This is a genomic window from Gracilibacillus ureilyticus (assembly GCF_900111195.1).
In the GTDB taxonomy this organism is placed as follows: Bacteria; Bacillota; Bacilli; order Bacillales; family Amphibacillaceae; genus Gracilibacillus; species Gracilibacillus ureilyticus.
On sequence record NZ_FOGL01000019.1, the window covers coordinates 1 to 11,941 of the forward strand.

Sequence of the window (11,941 nt, forward strand, 5' to 3'; positions counted from 1 at the left end):
TTCATGCTTCTTTATCATCTTTTAGGTTGTCATACATTGCTTTCCGTTCCGCTAACATTTTGTTATAGACAAAGCGAACACAACCAAAGGTTTTATGCATCAACAAAGCCTGTTCCTCTGTTGGATACAATCGAAACTTATATGCCTTGTTAAGTTTCGTCACATCCAATCACCTCCCTTTCTCACCCTCATTATAGAACATAAGTTCGATAAAAACAACTCCTTTGGGATATCTCCCAACCGACATTTATCTCCCCCTTAACGTTGGACTACGGCCTTCACACGCTTGAAGAGGGAGACTTCTGTCGGAAGTTCGTTAAACTGACTTATCACTTCAAAATCACTAGATTATTTTTTCTCACTGCATGCTTAATATGAATAAAAACTTGTTCCCCAATCTGAAATTGATCATATACACTCGAATGGACAGCCCATTCCTGACCAGAGACATCAACAACATAATGTATTTCTTTTCCCTGATATTGTATGCTTGTAATTATACCTGTGATTGAATCGTTTTTATTCCTGTCTTTTGTTAAGTAAAGTTGTTCCGGCCTCACCGGGAAACAGCCAAAGTATTTCATTTCATCTGCAACACCGTCATCAGGCCACTCGATATCTGGTGATAAATGCGGTGTGAACAGGTCATTCTCCCAGCGTCCTTCTATTAAATTTGCTTTACCAACAAACTTTGCAACAAATGGAGTCTTTGGCCGTGTATATATTTCTGCCGGTGTTCCCACCTGCTCAACCTGACCATTATTCATTACAACAATACGGTCTGCCATTGCGAGAGCTTCTCCCTGGTCATGTGTAACATATACAATGGTCGCCTTTGTTAACCTGTGAATTTTTTGAATCTCCTTTCTCATCTCCATTCTCAGTTCTGCATCTAAATTACTCAACGGCTCATCCATTAGTAACAATTCAGGCTTTGGGGCAATGGCACGGGCAAGAGCTACACGTTGTCTCTGACCACCAGACAGCTCATTCGGCATACGATCTGATAATTTTTCTAAACTCACCATTTGTAATACTTGCTGGATCCTTTCATCTGCGTTTTTCTTCAGTTCTGCCGGTATGAACCGATGATGTAGTATTGGAAAGCGTATATGCTCCTTCACACTTAGGTGTGGCCAAAGCGCAAATGATTGAAATACCATCCCGATATTTCTTTTTTCAGGAGGTAAAGAGCGTTCAGGAGTTCCCACTTCATTCTCCCCAATTTCAATTTTTCCATATGTAGGTGACAAAAATCCCGCTAATAATCTTAACAGAGTGGTCTTTCCACAACCTGAAGGACCTAATATTGCTATAAACTCTCCATCATCAATCGATAATTGAATGTTTTTTAATGCTGCAAATTGGTTAAAATTTTTACTTAGTTGTGAGATTTTTATACTCAATTCGAATTGGCCACCTTTCTGTTCCAAAGTAACTGAAAACCAGATAATAAAAGAAATCCTGCTAGAATCAGACATATAATTATACCTGAGAATGCTGTTGAATAGGTTGTATACCCTGCCTGTTCAAAACTAAATATAATCACACCAATCGTTTCTGAATTACTCGACCATAATAGTGAAGAAACAGTTAATTCTGTTAAGGCTGTCAAGAACACAAGGAAAGCACCACTTAATATACCTGGCAACATTAGTGGGAGAAGAATTTTTCGCCACTTCGTCCACCCGTTAGAGCCACTTACCGCTGCTGCTTCTTCCATCGTATAATCCACTTGAAGGACAGCTGTAATACTTCCTCTTATTTGCAGAATGAGAAATCTCGTAAAATATGCGATAAATAGTATCATCATCGAACCATATATCCCTGGATTCCACCCCGGGAGAGGTTCCATCCATGCAAAAATCATCGAGAGGGCCATCACTGTACCTGGTAATGCATATGGCAGACTTATTGCAAGTTCAGAGTACCTGTTCCACCTATTTGGTTTACGTACCCGGTAATAAGCAAATCCTGTTCCTGTGATAATCCCTGTAACTGTAATGATCAAAGCAAGTTGCAGACTGTTTCCTATTGCTCTTTTTGCTTTAGGACTTGTTTCAAGTATATACTGATAGTTTTTTAAACTGATATTTTCAAGAGTGAAATCAAGTCCATATGCTGTTAATAAGGATGTCATTATCATTGAGATCAATGGGACAATACTAGTAAGAAAAAAGAAACCCCAAAGAATCGTTTCAATAAAAATCCTCCATTTTCCTCCTAATAACACTCTTGGCCTTTTTTCCTCAGTCGTTGTCTCTATCCGTTTCGACTTTTTTAGTAACAACCATTGGATTAATAATCCCGAAAATGCGATAACTCCCAGAATGACCGAGAAAGTTGCAGCACGCTGGAAGGCGGAAGGCCCGTAGCCAACGATTTGCTGATAGATATATGTACTTAAAACATCAATTTGTGCAGGAATTCCCAAAAATGCAGGAATACCAAAATTATCTAGGTTTGCGATAAATGCAAGGAAACCTCCACTTGCAATCCCAGGTAAAGCCAGTGGCAGTGTAATTTTTCGAAAGGTCTGCCATCCACTTGCCCCAGCTACTCTTGAAGCATGCTCTGCTTCAGTTGGAATTTTACGGAAAACATTTAGTGATAATAAATATACTAATGGATAATGCGAAAATCCTAAGACAAAAATAATGCCGCCAATACTGTACAGATTAATTTCTATCGAAAATGGCAAAAAGCTTATCAATGTACTGTACAGGCCGTTAGATCCAAAGAATTGTGTCCAAGCTAATGTAGATATATAAGATGGGATAACAAACGGTAATACGATAAAAATCTGCATAAGCTTCTTTGCACGAATATTTGTATAGGCTATTACCCATGCCATTAGGATTCCAATTGATACAGAGATGACGGTTGCCCCAGCTACGACAATAACCGTATTAGTAATAACGGACCATGTTTTATCATCCTGTAAGATATTCGCATAGTTTTCCAGTGTGAAGACATCTCCACTTTTAAAGCTGAGAATTACCAGCCGGTAAACTGGCATTAGAAATAAAACAATGACTAGCAGGAGAGATAATACCTGCAGAACCTTCTTCCCTCTAAAAAGAGAAGATAATGCACGCAATGGCATTATCCTCTTGTTCGTTATATTACTCACACAGAATCACCTATTCCCCAAATAGTTGACTAAACTTTTGCTTGTCTTCTTCACGTGCCTGATATAATTCGGTTGTATCAGCATCTATCACTTTCATGTCTTCAATGGTTTTTAAGCCTTCTGGTGCTTCCACTCCTTCCCTAATTGGAGTATAGCCTATTTCAGAGGCCAGTATTTGCCCTTCTTCTGACAACACAAAGTCCACAAATGCTTTTGCAGCTGCTTCATTTTGGCTATCTTTCATTATTCCAATGGGCTCTGTTATGACAGGTACACCTTCTTCAGGATAAACCAGGGTAACAGGCGAACCTTCTACCTCTGCACGTGCGACAATAAAATCAACTACCATTCCATAATCGGTTTCTCCTGCTGCTACTGCCTTAAGTACCGCACCATTGCCTTGTGTAACTGTTGGATTATTAGCTTGTATTTTTTCATAAAATCCCCAGCCAAAGTTATCAGTGCGGGTGAATACCCCTAAATTGTATGCAGCAGCTCCTGAATATAACGGACTAGGCATGGAGATGTTATCAGGAGCTTCTGTAAGAGCCATCCAGGAAGTCGGTAATTCTGATACATTATTAGTATTCACAGCTATTGCCGTTGACATCACCTTTGTTCCAGTATATGTATGATCAGGATCTACGAATTGTTCCGGGATTCCTGCTAACTCTTCAGATTCATATGGTAACAGCATATCCTGCTCTTTCAAGCTCTCAAATGTAACCGCATCTGCTACAAGTAAAACGTCTGCTTGTATTTCTCCCGCCTGTTTTTCAGCTTGTACTTTGCTAATTACTTCTTCCGTTCCAGAACGGTAAATAGAGACATTTACATCGGGATACTTTTCTGAAAATGCCGCAACCAATTGTTCTGCGTCAGCATCAGGTTGAGACGTATAGAAGGATAGATCACCAGACACTCCACCTGTTTCCTTACCTGATGAATCAGATGAGCAGGCTGCTAACAGAAATAACAATAAGACCAAAATAAACAAACTATAACTTTTACCTTTCAACATAAGGTATACCTCCTAATTATGATTTAACATACAATGTTCAATTTGCGTTTCAAAATTGTTTAGCAGAATTATTATGTGTGAATTCCATATTACTAGAAGAGTTTTAATATTAAATAAAGAAAGTGTTCATTATTTGTAAATAGTTTGTTAAGTTACCAATGCGGATATTGTTGAAATGAGGGGATTTATAATAGTGAATTGTTAAATAATTTACAAAGTCATAATAAAAACAGCCGCCTTCCCATCATTTACAGATGGAAAGGTGGCTGTAATCTACTCATTCATAGCTAGATATAGTGCGCCTTTTACCCCAGCTTCGTCTGTTAAACCTGGCGGCACGATATACCTGTCAATTTCTTTTTCCGTTAAATAAGGGGAGCTTACATAACCATTCAGCATTTCCAGCACATTTTTTCTGATTAATGGAAATAGCTGCTGCTGTTTCATTACACCGCCCCCCATAATAATTCTTTCAGGAGATAAAATGTAAATATAGTTAGTTAGTGCCTGTGCTAAATAGTATGCTTCCAATTCCCATACCTTTTGGTCATCTGCCAGCTCATGGCCTTTTTTCCCCCATCGCTTTTCCAGAGAAGGTCCTGCAGCGATTCCTTCTAAACAGTCTTTATGGTATGGACATGTTCCTTCATATGTATCTTCCGGGTGTCTTCTTACTTTGATATGCCCCATTTCCGAGTGTGAAAGTCCTTTTAACGTTTTCCCCTGGAAATATGCCCCAGCCCCAATACCAGTTCCTACAGTAATATATAGACAGCTGTCTACATCAGTTGCACTGCCCCATTTCGCCTCAGACATTGCAGCAACGTTTACATCTGTATCAATAATAATGGGTATCCCAAGCTCTTGTTTTAGTTTTTCACCTAAAGGATAGTCCACCCAGTCGGTTTTTGGAGTTTTCTGTAGTTGGCCGTAAGTACTGCTGTTTCTATTAATATCGATTGGTCCAAAGCCTCCTAACCCAAGTTTTTCTATACCTTTATTTTTAAAGAAATCAAGAATTTTTGGCAGCGTTATTTCTGGATGTTCAGTGGGAATAACCATTTTTTCTGAGATTTCACCTTGTTCATTTCCAATCGCCATGACAAATTTCGTTCCACCTGCTTCTATTGCACCTAGTTTCAATATTTCGACCTCCCTTTACGGTTCACACATTTCTTTTTATTCTATCATAATCGGTTGCACTTATTAAATTCTGGAATATGGGCACATTACTATTAAAAAGGAGAATATTAATATGACTGCTGAATTCTTTATAATGATCGGAATACTTACAGGAAGTTTAATCATCTTATTAAAACATTGGCCATTATTGCTAATTCAAATTATCTATCAGATTGTAGCATTGAATACGACCAATCTTGTTTTTAACTTGTTAGTTGTTATCCAGATTATCTTTGGTATTTGGGTATTCTATCGCACACTAAGAGCGGTTGACTATTTTTATACATTGGAATTAGATCAGATTGAACGAATTCCGCAGAAATATACGAAAGGCGGTAAATTGGGACAGAAAAAGCATTTCCTGTTTTGATAAAGAAATGCTTTCACTGCTTGACTTACAGGGCTAATTCCCAAACGGTTAGCTTGCCAATTGCTTTTATATCAATTGAATTAATAGATGGATTTGCAAACATTCTTGATGTAAACACAATCTCTCCATCATTGATAAAGATTTCCACTGAAGAATGGTCGATCAGACATCTTATTTCTTTTATTTCTTTTGCTACTGCCGCTCGCTCTTCCGATCCGCTGCCATCCAGTTTTGGGCGAACAAGCCGGATATGCTGTGTCTGTGCATTATAAGATAGTGTTAAATAACCAAAAAGTTGTATCTCTATATCATAGTGCGTTTGGACTTCCAGTTTCAGTTCACTTGCTTTTGGTATATCTCTTGTTATAACACTCTGTTTTTCCAGTTCTAATTGATATAGCTGTTGTTTTCGTAACTGTTTTAATTCCTCAACTGGCTTTTGAAAAATCTGCCCGTCCCTAAATGCCAACTCCCTAGGTACTGTCAGTTGGTGAAGCCAGCCATTTTTTACTGTTGGCTGCAGCTGTTCATCCTGATCTGGGACTCCCATCCATCCAAACAATAAGCGTCTGCCCAGATTATCAATGGTTGTTTGGGGAGCATAAAATTCAAACCCTTTGTCTAATTCGATAAACTGACCATGAGTAAAGCTATTTGCTTTCTTATCCCACTTACCTGCAATGTAACCTGTCTGATGAGTGTTCCGATAATGGATTCCGGAAGCAGATAGACCTTGAGGAGAAAACAGTAAAATATCTGTACCATCAATTGTAAAGAAATCAGGGCATTCCCACATATACCCAAATCCACTCGCTAGTGTTCCGCCGAATCGCCATTCCATTAAGTCTCTGGAAGAAAACCAGACTACACTGCCTTCTTCTTTTTCAGTTTGTGCCCCGATAACCATATAAAATTGATCATCTTCCTGCCATACTTTCGGATCACGGAAGTGTGCAGTATATCCTTTTGGAACTTCGATTTGCACACCTTTTTTTTCAAAATGTTTTCCATCTTTTGAGACAGCAAGACATTGGTATGCTTCACGAATATTATTATGTTTCACATTACCTGTATAGTATAATAGCAGCTCATCTCTGAATGAAATGGCACTCCCCGAATAGCAACCATCTTTATCAAACCAGTCACCTGGCGTAAGTGCTATCGGTTCGTCTTTCCAATGGATTAGATCTTTAGAGGAAACATGTCCCCAGAACTTGGCGCCATGGCCTGTTTTAAATGGCATCCATTGATAAAATAAATGATATGTCCCATTCCACTGGATCCATCCGTTCGGATCATTTAATAAACCTACTGGTGGGGCAATATGATACTTCGGATAATATGGATCTTTTTCTACAATTGTGCCAAGTTTATTCACGTGATCTAATGCCTTTTTTCGTAATTGCTGATCTAGACTCATTGCTGCCATCCCTTCATCTGCAGTTATTCTGATTTTTCTTCCTTATAACCAAAGAAGTAGGTAAGAAGAAAAGCTGTTGCAATTGCGATAATATTTACTAATAAGTAAAGCAATAACTGATTGTTTAAATAAAGCAGGGTTCCCGGGATTGCTGTTACTGCCATCCCTGTTGCTTTCAGGTTCAGAAGTGATGCCGCAAAACCGCCAACGCCACCGCCAATCAGCCCCATGATAAAAGGTTTACCATAACGTAAGTTCACACCGAATATTGCCGGCTCTGTTATTCCTAAAAATGCCGACAAAGATGAAGGCAATGCTAATGCTTTTACTTTTTTTGATCTTGCTTTTAATCCGACTGCAAGTGTTGCACCACCCTGTGCTGCTATTGCTGCTGAGATCAGCGGATTAAATGGATTAAAACCTAAATTCTCCAATAATTGAATTTCTAATAAGTTAAAAATATGATGGACACCTGTAATAACAATTATCTGATGGAAGAAACCAACAATTAAACCACTTAAGCCAAATGGCAATTCCAAAACAGCGATTGTTCCATCAAATATCCAATTTTCTACAACGTGTAAAACTGGTCCTAATGCAAACAAGGAAAGAATTATCATTGTAAGCAATACAAGGAATGGTGTTAAGATAAGATCCAACGCTTCCGGTACCCGTTTACGGAAAAATTTTTCAACCTTTGCACCAACTAAACCTGCAAAGAATGCAGGTAAAACAGAACCTTGGTAACCTATCACAGGAATGAAGTCGAAGAAATAAATCGGCTCCACCCCTCCACCTGCTACATTCCATGCATTAGGTAAAGATGGTGATACGAGCATTAAACCTAGCACTAAACCGATAACAGGCGTTCCTCCGAAAACACGAAATGTAGACCATGCCACAAGTGCCGGTAAGAATACAAATGCTGTATCTGTCAACACTTCTGTAAACAGAAGAAAGTTATCTGAAATATTGTCTGGTGTTAATCCGAATAAAGCCAGAATTTGTTCCTGAGTTACAAGTCCTCTCAACCCCATAAACAGTCCTGTTGCAACGAGAACCGGGATGATTGGCACAAACACATCACCAAATGTTCGTATCGCCCGTTGAAAACGAGTCCCTTCTTTTTTTGCATCTTCTTTCACTTCAGAGATAGAATCCCCCGAAACTCCGAGACTTTCGATAGCTTCATAGATACGATTAACTGTACCTGTTCCGAAAATAATTTGATATTGGCCAGAATTGAAGAAAGCTCCTTTCACTTTCTCAATTTGTTCTATTTGCTCGTCATTGATCTTTTCACGATCGTTTACAACAATTCTTAAACGTGTTGCACAGTGTGCTATAGACTGAACATTTTCAGAACCGCCGATCGATTCAATGACTTGCTTTGCGATCTCTTCATTCGTCGCCATGATGTCATCCTCCTTATTTTAAGGAATCGATTCCATACTCTGCAAAACAATTTATCAGATTTTGTCATCTATTGGTAAATCTCGTGTTATGTCTTCGTTTTCATTAACTTGTGGTATCGTTCCCACAAAACTGATAAAAAAACATAAACGAGCCATGGAATCGTTCCCAGATCATTTATGTTTTGTATCATACACTATTTCTTACAAGAAGTCTATAGTCGTGAATGATTTTTTTGATAGCTTTTGTTCCTGTCAGCTCTTCTATTAATAATTCAGCAGCAATAGCACCAGCTTCTTCATTCAGAAAATCAATAACTGTTAAACTTGGTTCGATATATTGAGCCAACCTGGAAGCACCTGTAGCTGCAATGGCTATGTCATTCGGAATTTGTATTTGTTGTTCTTTCAAGAATTGCATGGCTCCAACCGCAATTTGGTCTGTAACTGCAAATACTGCATCAGGTCTATCGCTCCCGCTGTTTATTATACTTTTCATAGAGTTATAACCAGACTCAATACTAAAGTCCCCTTGCATAATCCAGTCTTTATTCACTTTCAGCTGATGTTTAGTCAGTGTATCTACAAATGCCCGCTTTCTTTCTATCCCTACAGCAGGATCGTATTCTTCCACGCCGATAAATCCAATATGTTGATATCCTTTCTGAATCATGTATTCAATCATTTCTCCTGTCGCAAGATAGTCAGGATATATTACTGATGAAATGGTTGGGATATCCTGTCCTAATGCAACAATGGGAACTGTTGCATTTCCGATGGCATCAATTAATGGTTTTTCTGTGTTTGTAGCTAGTAAAAGAATACCATCCACATTTCTTGATTGTAAAAGTCTGATAAACTCAATTTCTTTTTTATGCTCCTGGGAAGTTGTGGTTAAGAGCATTTGATAATCATTTTGCTGTAAGACCTTGTTGATCCCGCTGACAACACGACTTGCTGTTTCCGTACTGATTTTTGGCAAAATAACCCCAATTACTCCTGTTTTCTTTGTCCGAAGAGATTTTGCTGATTGACTTGGCATATATCCAGTCTCTTCAATTACTTTCATAATTCTTTTTTTAGCCTCTTCACTTACATATCCATTACTGTTCAAATACCTTGAAACAGTGGAACGTGATACTTCAGCTAACTTGGCTATATCATTAATTGTAGTCATTGGTCTATTCCCCTCTACCCATACTCTTTTCTATTGTAGCCCATTCCAGACAAATTACAAACCAATAGATTTACCGGAACGAATGAATTATCCCTCTTTCTTTCTTGGAAATTGAGCTTAGTTTTCTGCTATAATATGTTGGTCAAAATAAAAAAGGAGCTATTTCGTATATGTTAAAGCAGTTTTTTTCCTATTATAAACCGCACAAACGTCTATTTATAATCGACTTTACCAGTGCGGTCATTGTTGCAATTTTGGAACTCGCCTTTCCACTTGCTGTCCAATGGCTGATCGACGATTTACTTCCAGGAGAAGATTGGAATATCATTATTACGGTTTGTATCATATTACTTGCAGTATATCTTTTGAGTACATTTCTCCAATATATCGTCAGTTATCTTGGGCATAAGCTCGGTATTAATATTGAAACAGATATGCGTGAGCAATTGTTTACACATGTCCAGCGCCAATCATTCCGTTTCTTTGACAACACGAAGACAGGCCATATTATGAGCCGAATCACCAATGATTTATTCGATATAGGGGAACTGGCCCACCACGGTCCCGAAGATGCCTTTATTGTATTGATGACTTTTACTGGAGCATTTTGGATTATGTTTACAGTGAATCCTTCATTGGCATTAATTGCCCTCGTTATGGTGCCTCTTCTCATCGTGCTTATTACATACTGTAATTTTGCTATGAATCGTGCATGGCGAAATATGTACGGAAAAATTGCAGATGTGAATGCACGTGTGGAAGATGCAGTATCTGGTGTTCGTGTCGTACAGTCATTTACTAATGAAGAGTTCGAAATTAACCGATTCCGCAAAGATAACGGATTATTCCGGAAAGAAAAAATCAATGCATATCGGGTTATGTCAGGAACACATTCAAGCATTTACATGATGACAAGATTATTAACACTAGTGGTACTTGTTGTAGGAGCATGGTATGTCTTTAATGATGAACTGCAATACGGTGAATTAGTAAGTTTTGTTTTATATACCAATGTTCTTATTCGGCCAATTGAAAAAGTAAGTGCACTGTTAGAACTCTATCCAAAAGGAATGGCTGGCTTCAGGCGTTTTCGCGAGTTAATCGCAAAAGAGCCTGAAATTAAAGACAGACCAGATGCAGTAAAAGTTGACAAGCTTCATGGAAATATTGCATTTAACCATGTTGACTTTTCCTATGACCGGTATCATTCTGTGTTAAATAATATAAATCTAAAGATTAATCCAGGGGAAACAGTTGCATTTGTTGGACCCTCAGGTGCCGGTAAAACAACAATTTGTTCCCTAATACCTCGTTTTTATGATGTCAATGGTGGATCAATTACCATTGATGAGATGGATATTCGGGATATGACCAAGCAATCTCTGAGAGCGCAAATAGGGATCGTCCAGCAGGATGTATTCTTATTCACTGGGACAATTAAAGAAAACATTGCTTACGGAAAATTAGATGCTACAGACGAGGAAATCATTGAAGCTGCTAAAAAAGCACATTTGGATGAAGTAATTGCAGGACTGCCTGATGGCTATAACACTCAGATTGGGGAACGGGGATTAAAGTTATCCGGAGGGCAAAAACAGCGGCTTGCTATTGCACGTACTTTCTTAAAAAATCCGCCTATTTTAATTTTGGATGAAGCTACTTCTGCTCTTGATACGGAAACAGAACGCCTCATTCAGCAATCTTTAGACGAACTTGCAGAAAACCGTACAACATTAGTTATCGCCCATCGTCTTGCAACAATCAGGGATGCAGACAGGGTGATCGTTGTAACAAAAAACGGAATTGAAGAAGAAGGATCTTACGAAGAGTTACTTGCCAAAGATGGAGTATTTGCGAGGCTGCATGCTATTCAGTATAAAAGGTAGTTCCAGAACTTTTAATAAAGTAAGACTTTGGATCAGTGGGGTTTTTGGTTCCCCACTGATTATTAATAAAGCTTTTCACCACATAGATTTGAATTAAAGCTTAAATATTTCCACTATGATTTTTATCTCAGAAATTATATGATTGAATGTGGAGTATCTAGACTCTTAACTTATAAATTTATGTTTCTTTCTACAAATTTATACAAAAAAGCAATACTTTTTACTCATTTTTTTAACATTTATCTTGTTTGAATAGTCCCATATGGTTATAATAAATATCGCTGTATCAACTATTTTATACATAGAGCTGGTTAATTAGCAGTTATAATCAGCTCATATT

The 11,941-nt window shown here is 38.2% G+C and carries 9 protein-coding genes and 1 pseudogene; 2 read left to right on the plus strand and 8 right to left on the minus strand.

Annotated elements, in window-relative coordinates; genetic code table 11:
- Positions 1-7 precede the first annotated feature (7 nt).
- From BMW36_RS16075 to BMW36_RS16095, 5 genes and pseudogenes are all read right to left on the minus strand, one after another.
- A pseudogene (locus BMW36_RS16075) lies at positions 8-163 on the minus strand (helix-turn-helix domain-containing protein); the annotation flags it as partial.
- Between the two features lie 166 nt (positions 164-329).
- Positions 330-1,406: an ABC transporter ATP-binding protein gene (locus tag BMW36_RS16080; RefSeq protein ID WP_089742992.1), complete on the minus strand. Its 1,077-nt coding sequence runs from the start codon at positions 1,404-1,406 to the stop codon at positions 330-332.
- Positions 1,403-3,133: an ABC transporter permease gene (locus tag BMW36_RS16085; protein WP_089742994.1), complete on the minus strand. Its 1,731-nt coding sequence runs from the start codon at positions 3,131-3,133 to the stop codon at positions 1,403-1,405. Before BMW36_RS16085 ends, BMW36_RS16080 begins: the two co-directional genes overlap by 4 nt.
- Positions 3,134-3,143: 10 nt before the next feature.
- On the minus strand, positions 3,144-4,154 hold the full coding sequence (locus tag BMW36_RS16090) for an ABC transporter substrate-binding protein (RefSeq protein WP_089742996.1): 1,011 nt from the start codon (positions 4,152-4,154) through the stop codon (positions 3,144-3,146).
- Between the two features lie 273 nt (positions 4,155-4,427).
- A complete protein-coding gene (locus tag BMW36_RS16095) occupies positions 4,428-5,297 on the minus strand; it encodes an ROK family protein (protein ID WP_089742998.1) in 870 nt (289 codons plus the stop codon).
- A gap of 112 nt (positions 5,298-5,409) precedes the next feature.
- Here BMW36_RS16095 and BMW36_RS16100 point away from each other — a divergent pair, with 112 nt between their 5' ends.
- Entirely contained in the window at positions 5,410-5,706 is a 297-nt protein-coding gene (locus BMW36_RS16100) for a hypothetical protein (protein ID WP_089743000.1), read from the plus strand.
- A 25-nt stretch (positions 5,707-5,731) separates the two neighbouring features.
- Here the strand turns inward: BMW36_RS16100 and BMW36_RS16105 are convergent, their stop codons facing one another.
- The 3 genes from BMW36_RS16105 to BMW36_RS16115 form a co-directional block, all read right to left on the minus strand.
- On the minus strand, positions 5,732-7,126 hold the full coding sequence (locus BMW36_RS16105; protein WP_089743142.1) for a glycoside hydrolase family 32 protein: 1,395 nt from the start codon (positions 7,124-7,126) through the stop codon (positions 5,732-5,734).
- A gap of 23 nt (positions 7,127-7,149) precedes the next feature.
- Positions 7,150-8,541: a sucrose-specific PTS transporter subunit IIBC gene (locus tag BMW36_RS16110; RefSeq protein ID WP_089743002.1), complete on the minus strand. Its 1,392-nt coding sequence runs from the start codon at positions 8,539-8,541 to the stop codon at positions 7,150-7,152.
- Positions 8,542-8,728: 187 nt separating this feature from the next.
- Positions 8,729-9,715 carry a LacI family DNA-binding transcriptional regulator gene (locus BMW36_RS16115; protein ID WP_089743004.1) on the minus strand — a complete coding sequence of 329 codons (987 nt, stop codon included), beginning with the start codon at positions 9,713-9,715 and terminating at the stop codon, positions 8,729-8,731.
- Positions 9,716-9,885: 170 nt separating this feature from the next.
- Here BMW36_RS16115 and BMW36_RS16120 point away from each other — a divergent pair, with 170 nt between their 5' ends.
- On the plus strand, positions 9,886-11,601 hold the full coding sequence (locus BMW36_RS16120; protein WP_089743006.1) for an ABC transporter ATP-binding protein: 1,716 nt from the start codon (positions 9,886-9,888) through the stop codon (positions 11,599-11,601).
- The last annotated feature ends 340 nt before the right edge of the window (positions 11,602-11,941 follow it).